This window comes from Pleomorphomonas carboxyditropha, from assembly GCF_002770725.1.
In the GTDB taxonomy this organism is placed as follows: domain Bacteria; phylum Pseudomonadota; class Alphaproteobacteria; order Rhizobiales; family Pleomorphomonadaceae; genus Pleomorphomonas; species Pleomorphomonas carboxyditropha.
In genome coordinates this window covers 24,541-40,086 of record NZ_NQVN01000016.1, presented here as the reverse complement: position 1 = coordinate 40,086, position 15,546 = coordinate 24,541, and the positions used below count along the sequence as shown (strand labels likewise).

The following is a 15,546-nucleotide window of genomic DNA, read 5'->3' as shown; positions in this document are numbered from 1 at the left end:
GGAGGACGACATCATGCTTCATGAAAACCCATTGATGGCCGACATCGACGTCGACCACTGGCGCAACCTGCAGTCCCTCCTCCTCGAGTCGGCCAAAGAGAAGCGTCGCATCATCGTCATCCACGAGAGAGGCAAGATCCTGAAGTTCGCCCACTCGGCGAAGGCGGCCATCGTCCGTCCGATCTCCGAGGTGACGGACGCCCACAAGGATGCCGAGGCCATCTACGACGCCAATGTCGCTACCACGGACATGGTGGTGGTGATCGAGCGTTCCGCCTCGGACGCCTACTTCAAGGCGGTCCAGGACGCGTGGACGCCCGCCGACGATATCGACGTCTACGTCCATCGCGCCTTCACGCTGATGGGGCAGTACCACGACGGCATCGTCGTCTTCCCGGGACCGGCCAACTATCGGCTCGGCCTGCAGTGGCGCCTCGGGGCGAGCTATGCCGAAGTCGAGGCGGCGGTCCAGATCTTCGCCAAGCCGGAAACCTCGGTGGTGTTCGGCGTCTTCGAGGGCGATACGCTCTGGACGACGCTGGTGCTGCACTTCGATGCCGCCCGCAAGATCGACGTGGTCACCACCGTCGACCCGACCGAACTCAAGGCCGTCGGGAGCCGCGAGGCGGTGGTCGCCGAGGTCACCGAATGGGTCGGCAAGCAGTACGGAGCCGTGTCGCTGGGGCTTTACAGCGACAGGGTCGGCGCCGAACGCTTCCTGAAGGCGATCGACAAGCCCAAGGCTCTTGCCGAGTTGCGCCGCACCGATGCCCTGATCGCCAAGCCGCTGCCGGCATCGCTCGCCGCGGTGATTAAACTGGCGTAAGCCCAAGCGGTGTTTGGCCTTTCACAATAACCGTCCGGGACCGCGACGGCCCCGGGGGGGAGAAGCAATCAATCACCAATGGCAGTGGAGGAACATGCCATGTTTTTGAACCGCAGAACCGTAATGACGGCGGCCTTTGCCGCCCTGCTCTCGTCGACCGCTGCGTTGCCGGCATTCGCCGCCGACGCCGATGCCCTGCTTGCCGACTTGGCCGTCAAGGTGCTGAGTCTCGGTCCGAACGGCGAGCAGCCGCAGCCGGCCAGCAGCGTCTCCTTGTCGGACGAGGAACTGGCTCAGGTCAAGGCCAAGCACGCAACCGCTGCCATCGTCATGCACTACGCGGGCAATGACTTTTCGCGCGCACAGATCGACGGCCTCAAGACCCAGTTCGCGACGATGGGCATCGAGGTGCTGGGCGTGACCGACGCCGGCTTCAAGCCTGAAAAGCAGGTGGCCGACATCGAGACCATGCTGGCCAAGAAGCCCGATATCATCGTCTCCCTTCCTACCGATCCCATCGCCACCGCCGGCGCCTACAAGAAGGCCGCAGCCCAGGGCGTCAAGCTCGTGTTCATGGACAATGTTCCGACGGGCCTCGAAGCCGGCAAAGACTACATATCGGTGGTTTCGGCCGATAACTACGGCAACGGCGTCGCCTCGGCCCTGCTGCTCGCCAAGGCGCTCAATGGCAAGGGCAATGTTGGCGTCGTCTATCACGCCGCCGACTTCTTCGTGACCAAGCAGCGCTATGATGGTTTCAAGAAGACGCTCACCGAGAACTTCCCGGACATCAAGATCGTCGCCGAGCAGGGTATTGGCGGCCCGAACTTCTCCGGCGACGCCGAGCGGGTGGCCGGCGCCATGATCGCCGCCAACCGCAAGCTCAACGGCATCTGGGCAGTGTGGGACGTGCCGGCCGAGGGCGTGGTTTCTGCTATTCGCTCGGTGGGAGCCGACAAGATCGTCATTGCTACTTGCGATCTTGGCGAGAACGTTGCCATCAACATGGCCCAGAACTCCTACGTCAAGGGCCTCGGCGCCCAGCGGCCGTTCGATCAGGGCGTGACGGAAGCGCTGCTGGCCGGTTACGGCCTCATCGGCAAGGCCGCGCCGAACTACGTCGCCTGGTCGGCGCTGCCGGTGTCGAAGGCCAACCTGGAGGAGGCCTGGCAGCAGGTCTACCACAAGCCGCTGCCCGACGACGTCAAGGGCGTCATGGAGTAATTGGATCGCGGGCTACCTCCTGGCCCGTGTTCAGTCCCGCGCCGGTTGGCTCCCCCCGGTCGGCGCGGGATCACCCATGACCCTTACGTTCGATACGCGGAGTTCAGCTCATCATGTCAGCCGGTCCACTGGCTGCCGGATCGCCCCCTTCCCGGCAAGAAAGCGACAGCGCGAACGACCTCGCCATCGCGATGAAGGGCATCACCAAGACGTTTGGCGGCGTGAAAGCTCTGTCCAACGTCAAACTGGAGGTTCGGCGCGGCGAGATCCACGCCTTGCTCGGCGGCAACGGAGCCGGCAAGTCGACGCTGCTCAAAATCCTGCGCGGTGTCCAGGCGCCGGACGCGGGGACCATCGACGTCAATGGCGTGCGGCTGAGCGAGCATTCGACCGAGGCGTCCCGCCGGGCCGGCATCGCGATGATCTTCCAGGAGATGAGCCTCATCCCGACGCTGACGGCGGCGCAGAACATCTTCCTCAACCGGGAGCCGCGCGGTGTCGCCGGCCTGATCGATGACCGGCAATGCCGCGAACGAGCGAGGCAACTGTTCGAGGAGTTCCATGTCTCCATCGATCCGGATGAGCTCGTCGCCAGCATGAGCGCCGGACAGCGCCAGTTGACGGAGATCGTCAAGGCGATCTCCCAGCGCAGCAAGGTGCTGGTCCTCGACGAGCCGTCATCGGCGCTGACGGAAAGCGAAGTCGACCTGCTGTTCGACATTCTGCGAAAGCTGAAGGCCGACGGCGTCGCCATCATCTACGTGTCGCATCGCATGGAAGAGATCATGCGCATCGCCGACCGCGCCACCATCCTACGGGATGGACAGTACGTGCTGACGGCGCCGCTCAGCGAGCTCACCCTCGATGCCATCATCTCCCACATTGTCGGCCAGGAAGGTCGCAACCTGTCGATGAGACAGGAGGGGACGGCGGCGGCTGGCGAGGTCATCCTCGAACTGCGCCATGCCTCGGGCTCGAGCAAGCCCATCGACGTCTCGCTCGAAGTGCGGCGCGGCGAGGTCGTCGGCGTCGCCGGCCTGCTCGGCAGCGGCCGCAGCTCGCTCGCCCGTCTCGTCTATGGCGTGACGCCGCTCGTCTCCGGCGAGATGCTGGTCAAGGGCAAACCGGTGCATTTGCGCAAGCCATCGGAAGCCATCGACGCGGGCATTGCCCTCATTCCCGAGAACCGGCTCACCGAGGGACTGGTTGTCACCCATTCGGTGGCCAGCAACATGTGCCTGCCGGTGCTCGACCGGCTCAGCCGCTGGTCCCTGGTATCCAGCGCCAAGGTGGCCGAGCTTGTCGACAGGCATATCGAATGGCTGCGGGTGAAGACCGACTCGCGTGAAGCCTCGATGCTGTCGCTGTCGGGCGGCAACCAGCAGAAGGTCGTGTTGGCCAAGGGACTGGCCACGCTGCCCGATGTGCTGGTGCTTGATGAGCCGACCGCCGGTATCGACATCGGCAGCAAGACCGAGATCGTGTCGCTGATCCGCGACATGGCGGCGGCCGGCAAGGCCGTTCTCCTGATTTCATCCGAACCGTCGGAACTGATTGCCGCCTCGGACCGCATCGTGGTCATGGCCGACGGTCGCCTCGCCGCGGAAGTCGGAATTGCCGACATCGTCTCCAGCGATGACACCCCTGTGGAACGCCTTCAGCACGCCCAGCAACGACTGCAGCTGCTGATCCAGAAGGTGAATGCAAATGACTGAGCTTTCCTCCCCCTCGAAATCGAAGCCCTCGGTGCCCATGACGACTTATCTGCTTCGGTCCTGGCGGCGCGGCATCATCTATATCGGCTTCGTGGCCATCTTCATCGTCTTCTCGGTCACTCTATCGGATCAGGGTTTCCTCGATCCGGACAACCTGCTCAACATCATCCGTCAGACGGCGATGATCGCGCTCATGGCCGTGGCCATGACCTTCGTGCTGGCAGCGGGCGAAATCGATCTTTCCGTCGGTGCCGTCGCCGGTCTCGCTTCGGTCGTCACCGCCATCGTCATTCACGACTATGGGTTTCTCGGAGGCATGCTGGCCGGGCTGGCCTCAGGCGTGTTGATCGGTCTCGTCAACGGTCTGCTGACGACGCGTATCGGCATCCCATCCTTCCTGACGACGCTCGCCACCATGGGTGTGGCCACGGGAACCGCCATGTGGATCTCGCAGACCGCCGCCATCCCGATCCTCAACCGCGCCTATTCGTTCATCTTCGGAGGCGGCAACATCGGCCCGATTCCCGTCCTGTTCGTCTGGGTGCTGGTCATTGGGGTCGCCGGTCATATCGGTCTCAAGAAATGCTCGTTCGGTCGCCGCGTCCTTGCCACCGGCGGTAATGAAACGGCTGCCCATTACAGCGGCGTCGATACCCTCAAGATCAAGCTCAGCGTGCTGCTCATGTCGTCGACCATGGCGGCACTGGCCGGCATGCTGTATGCCGGGCGCCTTCAATCAGGGCGTTATCAGTTCGGCGAAGGCGACGAGATGTCGGTGATCGCAGCGGCGGTGCTCGGCGGCACCAGCCTGATGGGCGGCACGGGCACCATCATCGGCTCCATCGTTGGTGCGCTGATGATCGGGCTTATCAACAACGGCCTCGTCCTGTTCGGCCTCGACTACAGTCAGCAATTGATCGCCCGCGGCGGCATCATCATCCTGGCCGTGGCCCTCAGCCAGCGCAGCCCACGCCGTTGACGAGAAGGCCGTCGGTACCTGATAAGGCGCCGAGGGCCAATTACAGCCAGAGGTAGGGATTCCAAATGGCACGATTTGCTGCCTTGTGGATCACTTGCCGACGCGACATCAAGAAGATTGCCGGGAGCGCCCTTTGTGGCCGGCAACGAGGAGTGTGGTCGGGTGAAGCGGGTAACTTTGCGTGACATCGCCGCCGAGGCACAGGTCTCCCTGGCCACGGTTGACCGCGTCCTGAACGGGCGTTCCGGCGTCAGCGAGGACGCCGAGGCCCGGGTGCGCAAGGCCATGGAGGTACTGCGCTTCAAGAGCCAGACGGTGGAAGCCAGTGCGGCCGGCGAGCGGGAATACCGCCTGTCCTTCATCATACCGCGTGGTCCCAAGAACACCTTCATGGTGGAGATGCGTAACTACGTCGAGATGCTCGGCGGCAACATGGCGGCGCAGGGCACCCTGCTGTCCGTTTCGGACTACGGCGAACTCGACGAGAAGGAACTGACGGACGTCCTGGCGGCCATCAACCCGGAGAGCTGCATGGGCGTCGCCGTGGTGGCGATCGACTCGGTGCCCGTCCGCGAAGCCATCGACAGCCTGGTACAGAAGGGCGTCGGGGTGGTGACGCTGGTGTCCGATGTCACGCCGTCGAGGCGCTTCCACAGCGTCGGCCCCAACAACGTGGGCGCGGGCCGGCTGGCCGGTTCGCTGGTCGGCAAGTTCGCCCGGCGTCAGCCTGGGTCGATCGGACTGATCGGCTCCATGACGTTGCGCGATCAGGCCGACCGCCGCCTCGGTTTCGAGCAGGTGATCTCCCGCGAATACGGCTACCTGAAGATATTGCCCGTTATCGATGGGCGCGACGACAGCACGGTCACCATCGAGGTGGTGCGCAAGCTGCTGCGCGAGCACAGCGATCTCATCGGCCTCTACAATATCGGCGCCGGCAATCGAGGCGTCATCGAGGCGCTGGAGGAAAGCCAGCGCAAGGACGATATCGCGGTGGTGGTGCACGAACTGACGCGCCATGCGCGCCGGGCGCTGGTGTCCGGCACGTTCGATGCGGTGATCAACCAGAACTACAAGATCGAGGTCGATTACGCGATCCAGGCGCTCAAGGCCTACGTCGACAGTGACGTTACTGCCTTGCCGCCGCCGGTCCAGCTCGACATCTACATGCGCGACAACCTGCCATGACGAAGGCCGGGCCGAGGCCGATGATCGCCTCGGTCTTCAAGGACATTCCGCCATCTGCTGGAAGGGACGCTCAGGCCCCCGCCCGGATCAGCTTGGCCGGGTCGCCGAACTTGGGGCTCCGTGGGAATCTCTGAAATACTACCCGCTAAGGGATTTTCGGTTGTGACGGAAAACAAGTGATTTCCGCCAAGCGGTTCGGCGGATCGAAATCGATGGGGGTGATAGGGCAATTTTTTACGCGACAAGGTCCGGCATCAGCATTCCTGTAAGGACAGCTTTTCAGCACATCTCGATGCTGACGCTCGCCTCCGACAAGCCTTCCCTCGACCTGGAAGCAGATATCGATCAGGTCGCCGCTGCTACGGCGGTGGGATATCTCCATGCAAAGATTGAGCAACAAAACAGCGGTGTTGTTAGGGGTAACATTTGCGAACTCACCCCAAAGCAGGCACTTTGCCCGAAATGGTCGGCGGAGGGCAAAACAATGCGGGATATCGCAGTCCTCGAAGACATGTCGTTCGCGACGGTGAATTTTCACCTGAACAATGCGCGCAAGGCACTCGACGCCGGCAGTCTGGCTCAGGCGACCGCCATTGCCACCAGGCTTGGGCTCATCTGAAATCTATTCCGGCTCCGCAGGCATATCAGGCACATAGCCAAGCACGTCGAGCAGCGTGGAAAGGCATGCCTGTTGGGTATGACATTCGATCATCGCCCTGATGAAGGCGAGGCGCGCGGAACCAACCGCTTCACAGCTGGGCAACTCGTCGTGGACTTCTGTCAGGCGGAGTTCTGCAACGTCACGAAGGAAGCGATGACGCAGCATCGCTTCCATGACGATCGGTTCAAGCACCTTTTTCGGCAGCGTCTCGGTCAGACTGACAATCGGCCGAAGTACCAATTTTGCCTCAGAATTCGAACAACCATCAGAAAAGGACATTGTTCCGCCAAGGATAGGGTCTGCGGTACGCCCCCGCAGACGTCATCCTGAACCCAAGCCGGGGGTTGGAAACCGTCTCTACAACGGTCCTGAGACCTTTAGCACCGAGGTACCTGGACATACGTCACAGGCCCCCGGCCACTGGCCAGAGGATCTCGGTGCCCTCACGTTAGGCACCCATCGGTAGAGAGGGGTTTCCACACCCCGGGGCAGCGCGTACTGCCCTGAGAGGGTTATAAACACAGGAGCCATGTTCGACAATCATCACCTGAGTGGGCGAGACTTGTTAGCGCGACCAGCCGATGTCATTCATGGATTCGGATTGGACGGATTATCATTTTGATTTGGACGGAACTTGATTTAAGTTCGGACGCATGGAATCGCCTCTTTCGCCGCCCCCCGCCCTCATTCCCCGTGCCATCGCGCCAGCGGTGCGTGAAGCGCTTGACGACACGCGAGTTGTCCTTGTCGCGGGGCCCCGTCAGGCCGGCAAAACCACTTTGGTTCGTCAACTGGCCGGCAATGATCGGTCCTATTTCACCTTGGATGACTTGACCACACTCGCAGCGGTGCGCGCCGACCCGGTCGGCTTCGTGCGGGGGCTCGGCTTTGCGATCATCGACGAGATTCAACGCGCGCCGGATCTGATCCTGGCAATCAAGGAAAGCGTCGACAGAGACCAGACACCCGGTCGCTTTCTGCTGACCGGTTCAGCCAACCTCTCCACCTTGCCAATGGTCGCCGATTCCCTGGCTGGACGCATGGAGGTAATTACCTTGCTTCCGCTGTCCCAAGCGGAAATCGAGGGAAGGGCGGGGCGGTTCATCGAGCGCGCCTTTGCTGGCGACATTCCTCTTCAGGCGATCCACCCCGTCATCGACGGCGAACTCATCGAAAGAGTGCTCGCTGGCGGCTATGCCGAGGCGCTTCGCCGCAAGTCCACAGGGCGGCGCCAGAAATGGCTCGAGGACTATGCGCGGCTGATCCTTGACCGCGATGCCCGCGACATCGCCGCGATCGACCAACTCGAGCGCTTGCCGAGACTTCTTGCCGTTCTTGCCGAGCAGGCGGGGCAGCTCACCAACCATTCGAGCTACGGCTCCGCGCTCGGACTCTCGGACGTCACAGCCAGAAAATATGTCGGTATCCTGGAGCGATTGTTTCTCGTCACCACCTTGCAGCCCTGGTCCGGCAATCACCTAAGCAGACTGGTCAAGACGCCGAAAATCCACTTCCTGGATAGCGGGCTTCTGGCCATGCTCCGAGGGATGAGCCCCGACAGCGTTGCGCGTGACCGGACGCGCTTCGGCGCTTTGCTTGAGAGTTTCGTGGTGTCCGAGGTCATGAAGCTCTCGACATGGTCGGCTATCCGGCCAGCCTTTTATCATTATCGAACGAAGGATCAGGACGAGGTGGATCTCGTCCTTGAGGACCGGCGGGGACGCATCGTCGGCATCGAGGTCAAGGCCTCCGCCACCGTGACACAATCCGATTTCAGAGGATTGCGACAAATGAAAGAGGCGCTCGGCGAGCGATTTGCCTGTGGCCTCGTCCTGCACGACAGCGATAGGGCAATTCCATTTGGCGAGAATTTGTTCGCTGCGCCAGTATCTTACCTGTGGCAGGTGTAACTCACATCCGGCTGCGCATTTGTCGGAATTGAGCTTCTCGAGTAACGGGCCGGTTCCTCTCCATGTCGCTTCGATGGCTCTCTCATTAGCTTTGGAGACGAGAGTTTTGAGTTTGGGGGCACCGCAAGGTTTGCGCGCTGAACAACGCTAAACCATAAGACATGGACATCGTCAGGCGTGACGTTGCCCCCACTATCCAGTTCTGAGCTCGCTTCCGGGGTTGGTTCTTCGGCATCGGCGAGGGATTCCAGTTGTCCCGGCTCTCATCTTCGCGACCGGCATCTGCCATTTATCTGACTATTTTCCGCCGCGTCGATCTGATCATATGTTGCCGGCGCCGAACCGGTGACCTCCGGACCATTATCATGTCGTTGTCTAGCCAGGTTGCGCCTATCTTTCTGCTCATTGCTATCGGCTTTGCCAGCCAACGCTTTGGCTGGCTCAGCGATGCCGCCATGGACGGACTGCGGCAGATCGTGGTCCGTATGGTGCTACCGTCAGTGCTATTTCTTTCCTTCCTGGATATGAACCTCTCGCCGAGTTACCTGCCGCTGGTGGCGATAGTGTTTGTCGCTTGCACTGCCGGTTTGGCGATCGGCTGGCCGTTGCTGAGGCGGGCCTATCCCGCCGACCGCTTCACTCCGTTCATGATGGGCGGGTACGAATTTGGCATGCTTGGCGTCAGCCTGTTCGTTGGCGCCTATGGCGCCGGAGCGCTATCGTCGATCGCTGTCGTCGCGCTGGGCCATGAACTCTTCATCTGGTTCGTGTTCTTCGCGCTGCTGATCGCCGCTCGCGACGGCTCGGCAAGGCCGGCCGATTTGCTCCTTGGCTTCGTGAAAAACCCAGTGACGGCAGCCATCTTTCTAGGTTTGCTTGGCAATATCTTGGGTCTTAGAACCGCATCGCTCGATGCCATTCGAGGTATCGACGCGGTGATAACGACGCTGCATCACTTTTCATCAATGATCGTGCCAGCCGTGCTCATCGTCGTTGGGCATGGTCTGCGCTTCGAAACGGCCGACGTCGGCAAGATTGCTAAGGTGATCGGCCTGCGTCTGCTGGTTCAGCTCCCTCTCACCGTACTGGTGTCCTTCCTGGTACTTGGCGCCATGCTCGGCTTCGACCTTCGCTTCCAAGTCGCGCTCTTCACCCTGATGATACTGCCACCACCATTTATCGTGCCGCTCTTCATGCCGAATGATGCCGGCGCGACTGCCGAGAGGCCGCTGATCTTGCAGGTACTGACGATCCACACGCTAGCATCGCTGATCGTCTTTGCCGGCATCGTCGCTGCTTTTCCGCGGTTCTAGCTGCGTGAGGCTACGCTGCTTCGGTGAGATCCCGGCGGATCTTGTTGGGTTGTTCGGTGGAGCGGCGGAGTATGTTGTGCTCAGTCGCAGGCCGCCACGTTGAGCGTCCTCAGGCGCTCGACGAACACCGGCTTTCCGCTACTGGTTGCCTCGAACCCATTGGCGACCCTCGGCGGTCCAGTTCATCGCGCTGGCGACACTTCCCGGCACACCGTCGACCATCGCTCCCCGCAGGAAAAGGCCGCTCTCCCGGCAGCGTCGAAGCGACATCATCAGGCGCGGGGTGCATTTCTGATGAACCGGAGTTCGGTGTAATCCTGAATGTGCCGGAGAAAGACATGAGGAAGTGTCTTTCATACGCCATCATCCCAGCATCACTCAATGCCGGCCGTCTGGTCGACCGGGTCAGCCGAAGATGGAGATTGTAGTCAGCCGACACGTACCCATTGGTTGTAACCGCGTGTCGACTGCTGGTACAAGCGGTTACAACTTGGCGCGGGGGCTGCTGGTCAGGTCAGTGGTCGTGGCCGCAGCCGGCCGCGTCCTCGGCGTGATGGGCACAGGTGTGATCGGACGAGAAGGCGGCAAGCCGGCCGGTGACGAACGCGTCGACCACATCGCCGACCCTACGCAGCTCGCCAGCATGATAGGGCTGAATTCCGGATGCGACGAAGCCGTCGAGAGGCCGGGCGCCCATTCCATAGGCGGCGATGGCGGTCACGCCGCGCAAGGCCAGCAGACGCACCGGTGCCAGACAGTTATCATGCGGCTCGGCCGGGATGATCGTTGTCTCGACGACGCGGCCATTGTCGATGCGGAACAGCGAGAAGGCATCGCAGTGGCCGAAGTGTCCGGAGATATCGGCATCGACGCCGCCGGGCGCGTCGGAGGGAACGGCGAACAGGATAGTCATGGTTGCTATGATCCTTCGGTCTTTTTGCCTGACGCATTCCCTTCCGCACCGATCCTTTCGGTGGCTTTCGGACGCTGTCCGCAGTCGGCGCCGCGCGGGCGCGTTACCGAACCACCTTCGATACGGAGCGCCAGTCCGCGCGTAATGGCTATCGCCACAGTCCGGCGCGCCTCGGCAAGAATCCGCGACAGTGTCGAACGGGAAACGCCCATACGGCCTGCCGCTTCCTGCTGGTCGAGGCTCTCGACGTCGACCAGGCGAAGCGCCTCGCAGCCATCGAGCGTCAGGATCACCTCGCTCAGCGATACAAGCGGAATGCCTTGAGGCTTGAAATAGCTGACTGGCGCGTCGTCGGACACGAAGCGTGGCTTTCTCGGTCTCGCCATCCCATCTCCATTTTGGGAATGCACCCATAACATGATCCGAACGGGATCGAGCCGATAGTCGGTGATGCACGTATACCCGAAACCGGTGGAGGCGTGAATTGCAGGCCTGGCGGAAGAACAAATTGCCAAGGGGAGATGCAGGAACGGCGCGGTGCTCCAATGGCGAACAAAACCGGGCGAAGGATCGACCGTTGGCGCTGGGAGCTAAGGCTCATCTCGTGAAGAGTGTGCTGCCTGCACGGTAGAGGACATAAGTGGCGACGATGAAGACGACTGCCGCGAAAACGCGGTTGAGGGCGTCCTTGTTTGCCGAAAGGCGGCTCGCGAGGCCAAGCCCGACGAGACCGCCCAAAAGACCTCCAGCCAGGAACTCGGCGGCGACCACCCAGTCGATCAGGTCGGAGGCGGCGTAGTTGATCGCCGTCGTCAGGCCGAAGACGCCAACCGCCATCAGCGAGCTGCCCACCGCATTGATGGTGGCCATGCCGGTGGCCAGGATCAGGGCGGGCACGATGAGAAAGCCGCCACCGATGCCGAAGAATCCGGAAGCGGCGCCGGTCAGCACCGCCATGCCGGCGGCGCGGACGCAGCTTTTGCGGGTGATCGCCGGCCGCTCGCCCGGCTGCAGCCGGCGAGGGCGCAGCATGGACAGACCAACGGCGACCATGGCGAGGCCGAACAGGAACAGCAGCATGTCGCCGTCGATCAGCTTGCCGAGCGTCGACCCCAGAAAGGCGCCGGCCATGCCGAAGGCGGAGAACACGATGGCGCAGCGCCAGAGCACGTGGCCCTTGCGGGCATGCCCAGCGAGATTGGCAAAAGCGTTGAGCGAGACGGCGAGTGCGCCGGTGCCCAGCGCAATATGCGGCGAAGCAACGCCGACGAAGTAGAGTAGAAGCGGTGTCGCCAGCACCGAGCCGCCGCCGCCGATCAGGCCGAGCACGAAACCGGACAACGCGCCGGACAATACGGCGGCAAAGGCTTCAAACAGCACGTCGTTCACTCCGTCGGTTTGCTCGCGTCACGGCCTGTCCGGAGCGTCTTCGCCGAGCCGGCGTTTCCGCCGGCTCGGCAATTGCTTCGGGCGGGGCGCGCCTTATCAGGCCAGCTTCTTCTTCGAGAAGTACCAGTCGGTGGTCTCGAGGCCGGCAGCGAGGCGGGTCTTGACGTCCTCGACGGTGACCGGCGCGCCGACCAGAACCTTGTCGCCCGGCTGCCAGCCCTCGGGGGTGGCGACGCCGTTCTTCAGGCTGGTCTGCAAGCCCTTGACGAGGCGCATGATCTCGGCGACCGAACGGCCGTTGGTCATCGGATAGTAGACCATGGCCCTGAGGATTCCCTCGGGATCGATGATGAAGGTGGCGCGCACCGCCGAGGTATCGCCGGCCCCCGGATGGATCATGCCATAAGCCTTGGCGACATCCATCTTGAGGTCTTCGATGATCGGGAAGGGGATGGCGACGCCGAACTTCTCTTCGATGTTCCGCACCCAGGCGATATGCGAGAAGATGCTGTCGATGGACAGGCCGAGCAGCTCGGTGCCGATCGACTTGAACTCATCGGCCGCCTTGGCGAAGGCGATGAACTCGGTGGTGCAGACCGGCGTGAAGTCGGCCGGGTGGGAGAACAGCACCAGCCACTTGCCCTTGTAGTCGGCAAGCGAGCGGGGGCCGAAGGTCGTCTTGGCGGCAAAGGCCGGCGCCTGTTCGTTGATGCGCGGCAGGCTGACGACCGGGGCGATCGGTGCCGCCGCGGCGGCCACCGGCAGGGGAGCGACGACGACGGCCGGCGCTTCGACGGTCTTGGGGGCGGATTCGGTGCAGCTCATGATTTATCCTCGTTGGGGTTGGGGGTGGACACAAAAACCTCAAAGGCCGTCGATCGGCACCTTGAGAAAGCGTTTGCCGGTGTCGTCCGGTTCGGGCAGCCGTCCGGCTTTCATGTTGACCTGCAGCGACGGCAGGATCAGGCGCGGCATGTCGAGCGTGGCGTCGCGGGCCGTGCGGCGAGCGACGAAGCTGTCCTCGTCGATGCCGTCGCCGACATGGGTGTTGTTGGCCCGCTCGTCGGCAACCGTCGTTTCCCAGGCCATGCCGCGCTCTTCGGTGCCATAGTCGTGGCACATGAACAGCCGCGTCTCGGGCGGCAACGCGAGAATGCGTCGGGCCGAGCGATACAGGGCGCGGGCGTCGCCGCCGGGAAAGTCGGCGCGGGCCGTTCCGGCGTCGGGCATGAACAGGGTGTCGCCGACGAAGGCGGCATCGCCGACCACATGCGTCATGCAGGCCGGCGTGTGGCCGGGCGTCGAGAGCGCCACCGCCTGAAGCATGCCGATGGCATACCGGTCGCCATCGGCAAACAGCCGGTCGAACTGGCTGCCGTCGCGGGCAAATTCGGTGCCCTCGTTGAACACTTTGCCGAAGGTATCCTGAACGACGGTGATCTTGTCGCCGATGCCAATCTTGCCGCCGAGCGCCTGCTGGATATAGGGCGCGGCCGACAGGTGGTCGGCATGGACGTGCGTTTCAATCAGCCACTCGACGGACAGGCCACGCGTCCGGACGAAATCGATGATCGCGTCGGCGGAGTGGTAGCCGAGGCGGCCGGCAGCATAGTCGATGTCGAGCACGGCATCGACGATGGCCGCCGCCCCCGTCGCCGTGTCGGCGACCACGTAGCTGATGGTGTTGGTATCCAGATCGGGAAAGGCGGTCACGTCGGGCCGGCCGATCGGGTTGCTGGCTGCCTCGCTCATGGCTTTCAACCCCGGTTGTGTTTTTCGTTGCTCTTTACATAAGCAATCTCTAAATCACATGGAAACGAATAAAACTTGTCACTATGATCGAAGATGGCAATTACGATGCGCGCCTACCCCAACCTCAGACATCTCGCCTATCTCGTCGCGCTTGCCGAACATCGGCATTTCGGCAAGGCGGCCGAGGCATCGGCGGTCACCCAGTCGACGCTCAGCGCCGGCATCCGGGAACTCGAGACGATGCTCGGCATACAGGTGGCGGAGCGGACCAAGCGCTCGGTGATCCTGACGCCGATCGGCCATGTTCTGGCTGAGAAGGCGCAGGCGCTGCTGCGCTCCGTCGATGACATGCTCGATATCGCCACCGAAGCGGCCGCACCTTTTTCGGGCACCATCGCGCTCGGCACGATCCCGACCATCGGCCCCTACCTACTGCCACGGATCATTCCGGCACTGCGCAAGCGCTTTCCCGAACTGCGCTTTGCCCTGCGCGAGGACAAAACCGGTGCGCTGCTCGATCGGCTCGCCCATGGCCGGCTCGACCTGGTGCTGATCGCCTTTCCCTATGAGACGGAGGGGCTCGAGACCATGATGCTGTTCGACGACGCCTATCGCTTCGCCTGTGCCGCCAGCCATCCTCTCGCCAGGGCGCCACGCATCGGACTGGACCAGCTCATCGGCGAGCCGCTGATGCTGCTCGAACGCGACCACTGCCTGCACAGCCACGCGCTGCCGCTGCTCGAAGCGGCAGCGGTTGCCGAAGCGGCCTTTTCGGCGACGAGTCTGCCAACGCTGATCGCCATGGTGGCCGAAGGTATGGGGGCGACGCTGTTGCCCGATCTGGCGATCACCGGCGGCATGGCCGGCGGAAGCGACATCGCCATCCGCCCGATCTCGGGGGAAGCCAACAGGCGTAGCGTCGGCCTTGCCTGGCGGCGCCAGTCGGGACGGGCGCAGACCTTCATGGACATCGGCGATTTTCTGCACAGCTGGGCCAAGGCCGAAATACAGCCGTGGCGCAGCAACGGCGAAGTCAGATCCTGACGCCGACGAAGCGAACGATCGCGCTGCGGCCGATATGGCCGCGCCCCTCGTCGAGGTCGATATCGCCTTCGAAGCTATGGACGGCGCGAATGTCCGGTCCGAAATCCTCGGCGAGATGCGCTAGGTCGAACAGCATGGCGACATCCTTCGGGCCGCCGCTCGTGCGGCCGAACTGATCGCGATGAAAGGCCTCGAGGATGATCAGTCCGCCGGGCTTCAGGGTGCGCACCAGATTGCGGTGGGCAGCGCGCCGAACCGCCGGAGGCATGTGGACGTAGATCAGCACCACCGCGTCGGCACTGGCCACCTCGGGCTGGTAGGTCGAAAGGTCGACGACGGCGGTCTCGATGGTCACGCCGCGCTCATCGGCCAGCGCCAGCGCCTTGGCAAGGCCGACCGCCGAGGCGTCGAGCGCCAGAACGTGGTGCCCCTCGGTCGCCAGCCACACACCGTTGCGCCCCTCGCCATCGCCGGCGGCGATCACCCGCGCGCCCGCTGGCAGACGCCCGGCCATCTCGACGAGAAAACTGTTTGGCTCCGTGCCGTAGCGGTAACCCGGTTTGGAGAATTCCTCGTCCCATGACGGCATGACGGTCTGTCCTTGCGATAACGCCCAGCGATCGGCGCACAAC

Annotated in this window: 16 protein-coding genes; 9 read left to right on the top strand and 7 right to left on the bottom strand. The window is 62.8% G+C overall.

Features of this window, described 5'->3' with window-relative positions; all coding sequences use genetic code 11:
* The first annotated feature begins 13 nt into the window (after positions 1-13).
* The 6 genes from CJ014_RS19270 (at position 14) to CJ014_RS19245 (ending at position 6,551) form a co-directional block, all read left to right on the top strand.
* Entirely contained in the window at positions 14-826 is an 813-nt protein-coding gene (locus CJ014_RS19270) for a hypothetical protein (protein WP_133121885.1), read from the top strand.
* A 123-nt stretch (positions 827-949) separates the two neighbouring features.
* Positions 950-2,050, top strand: coding sequence for a substrate-binding domain-containing protein (locus tag CJ014_RS19265; protein WP_245427456.1), 1,101 nt, complete (start codon positions 950-952; stop codon positions 2,048-2,050).
* Positions 2,051-2,163: 113 nt separating this feature from the next.
* The gene (locus tag CJ014_RS19260) at positions 2,164-3,765 is read left to right on the top strand and encodes a sugar ABC transporter ATP-binding protein (RefSeq protein ID WP_100082125.1); all 1,602 of its coding nucleotides are present in this window, start codon (positions 2,164-2,166) and stop codon (positions 3,763-3,765) included.
* A 37-nt stretch (positions 3,766-3,802) separates the two neighbouring features.
* Positions 3,803-4,744 (top strand): ABC transporter permease, encoded by a 942-nt coding sequence (locus CJ014_RS19255; protein ID WP_245427455.1) that lies wholly within the window; start codon positions 3,803-3,805, stop codon positions 4,742-4,744.
* 162 nt (positions 4,745-4,906) lie between these two features.
* Positions 4,907-5,932, top strand: coding sequence for a LacI family DNA-binding transcriptional regulator (locus CJ014_RS19250; protein WP_133121884.1), 1,026 nt, complete (start codon positions 4,907-4,909; stop codon positions 5,930-5,932).
* A 292-nt stretch (positions 5,933-6,224) separates the two neighbouring features.
* Entirely contained in the window at positions 6,225-6,551 is a 327-nt protein-coding gene (locus CJ014_RS19245; protein WP_100082122.1) for a LuxR C-terminal-related transcriptional regulator, read from the top strand.
* Between the two features lie 3 nt (positions 6,552-6,554).
* Here the strand turns inward: CJ014_RS19245 and CJ014_RS19240 are convergent, their stop codons facing one another.
* A complete protein-coding gene (locus CJ014_RS19240; protein ID WP_100082121.1) occupies positions 6,555-6,872 on the bottom strand; it encodes a transcriptional repressor TraM in 318 nt (105 codons plus the stop codon).
* Positions 6,873-7,246: 374 nt separating this feature from the next.
* On the opposite strand from CJ014_RS19240, the gene CJ014_RS19235 reads away from it, so the two are divergent.
* Positions 7,247-8,503: an ATP-binding protein gene (locus CJ014_RS19235; RefSeq protein ID WP_100082120.1), complete on the top strand. Its 1,257-nt coding sequence runs from the start codon at positions 7,247-7,249 to the stop codon at positions 8,501-8,503.
* A gap of 365 nt (positions 8,504-8,868) precedes the next feature.
* Positions 8,869-9,816, top strand: coding sequence for an AEC family transporter (locus tag CJ014_RS19230; protein WP_100082119.1), 948 nt, complete (start codon positions 8,869-8,871; stop codon positions 9,814-9,816).
* Between the two features lie 514 nt (positions 9,817-10,330).
* On the opposite strand, the gene CJ014_RS19225 is transcribed toward CJ014_RS19230, so the two are convergent.
* From CJ014_RS19225 to CJ014_RS19205, 5 genes are all read right to left on the bottom strand, one after another.
* Complete coding sequence (locus CJ014_RS19225; RefSeq protein ID WP_100082118.1) at positions 10,331-10,729, bottom strand: NifB/NifX family molybdenum-iron cluster-binding protein; 399 nt, start codon at positions 10,727-10,729, stop codon at positions 10,331-10,333.
* A 5-nt stretch (positions 10,730-10,734) separates the two neighbouring features.
* Positions 10,735-11,115: a DUF134 domain-containing protein gene (locus CJ014_RS19220; RefSeq protein ID WP_280952346.1), complete on the bottom strand. Its 381-nt coding sequence runs from the start codon at positions 11,113-11,115 to the stop codon at positions 10,735-10,737.
* Between the two features lie 211 nt (positions 11,116-11,326).
* Positions 11,327-12,109 carry a sulfite exporter TauE/SafE family protein gene (locus CJ014_RS19215; protein WP_100082197.1) on the bottom strand — a complete coding sequence of 261 codons (783 nt, stop codon included), beginning with the start codon at positions 12,107-12,109 and terminating at the stop codon, positions 11,327-11,329.
* 105 nt (positions 12,110-12,214) lie between these two features.
* Positions 12,215-12,943, bottom strand: a complete 729-nt coding sequence (locus CJ014_RS19210; RefSeq protein ID WP_100082116.1) for a peroxiredoxin — start codon at positions 12,941-12,943, stop codon at positions 12,215-12,217.
* Between the two features lie 39 nt (positions 12,944-12,982).
* Positions 12,983-13,870 (bottom strand): MBL fold metallo-hydrolase, encoded by an 888-nt coding sequence (locus CJ014_RS19205; protein ID WP_100082115.1) that lies wholly within the window; start codon positions 13,868-13,870, stop codon positions 12,983-12,985.
* 93 nt (positions 13,871-13,963) lie between these two features.
* On the opposite strand from CJ014_RS19205, the gene CJ014_RS19200 reads away from it, so the two are divergent.
* Positions 13,964-14,914 carry a hydrogen peroxide-inducible genes activator gene (locus CJ014_RS19200; protein ID WP_245427454.1) on the top strand — a complete coding sequence of 317 codons (951 nt, stop codon included), beginning with the start codon at positions 13,964-13,966 and terminating at the stop codon, positions 14,912-14,914.
* On the opposite strand, the gene CJ014_RS19195 is transcribed toward CJ014_RS19200, so the two are convergent.
* On the bottom strand, positions 14,904-15,503 hold the full coding sequence (locus tag CJ014_RS19195) for a class I SAM-dependent methyltransferase (protein WP_100082113.1): 600 nt from the start codon (positions 15,501-15,503) through the stop codon (positions 14,904-14,906). The two genes, CJ014_RS19200 and CJ014_RS19195, sit on opposite strands and share 11 nt — an antisense overlap.
* Positions 15,504-15,546 lie beyond the last annotated feature (43 nt).

Excerpts from the sequence above, each read along its gene's own strand:
- CJ014_RS19195 (WP_100082113.1), bottom strand. The coding sequence starts at position 15,503 with ATGCCGTCATGGGACGAGGAATTCTCCAAACCGGGTTACCGCTACGGC.
- CJ014_RS19240 (WP_100082121.1), bottom strand. The coding sequence starts at position 6,872 with ATGTCCTTTTCTGATGGTTGTTCGAATTCTGAGGCAAAATTGGTACTT.
- CJ014_RS19260 (WP_100082125.1), top strand. The coding sequence starts at position 2,164 with ATGTCAGCCGGTCCACTGGCTGCCGGATCGCCCCCTTCCCGGCAAGAA.
- CJ014_RS19235 (WP_100082120.1), top strand. The coding sequence starts at position 7,247 with ATGGAATCGCCTCTTTCGCCGCCCCCCGCCCTCATTCCCCGTGCCATC.
- CJ014_RS19255 (WP_245427455.1), top strand. The coding sequence starts at position 3,803 with ATGACGACTTATCTGCTTCGGTCCTGGCGGCGCGGCATCATCTATATC.
- CJ014_RS19230 (WP_100082119.1), top strand. The coding sequence starts at position 8,869 with ATGTCGTTGTCTAGCCAGGTTGCGCCTATCTTTCTGCTCATTGCTATC.
- CJ014_RS19265 (WP_245427456.1), top strand. The coding sequence starts at position 950 with ATGACGGCGGCCTTTGCCGCCCTGCTCTCGTCGACCGCTGCGTTGCCG.
- CJ014_RS19205 (WP_100082115.1), bottom strand. The coding sequence starts at position 13,870 with ATGAGCGAGGCAGCCAGCAACCCGATCGGCCGGCCCGACGTGACCGCC.
- CJ014_RS19245 (WP_100082122.1), top strand. The coding sequence starts at position 6,225 with ATGCTGACGCTCGCCTCCGACAAGCCTTCCCTCGACCTGGAAGCAGAT.
- CJ014_RS19210 (WP_100082116.1), bottom strand. The coding sequence starts at position 12,943 with ATGAGCTGCACCGAATCCGCCCCCAAGACCGTCGAAGCGCCGGCCGTC.
- CJ014_RS19220 (WP_280952346.1), bottom strand. The coding sequence starts at position 11,115 with ATGGCGAGACCGAGAAAGCCACGCTTCGTGTCCGACGACGCGCCAGTC.
- CJ014_RS19225 (WP_100082118.1), bottom strand. The coding sequence starts at position 10,729 with ATGACTATCCTGTTCGCCGTTCCCTCCGACGCGCCCGGCGGCGTCGAT.
- CJ014_RS19200 (WP_245427454.1), top strand. The coding sequence starts at position 13,964 with ATGGCAATTACGATGCGCGCCTACCCCAACCTCAGACATCTCGCCTAT.
- CJ014_RS19270 (WP_133121885.1), top strand. The coding sequence starts at position 14 with ATGCTTCATGAAAACCCATTGATGGCCGACATCGACGTCGACCACTGG.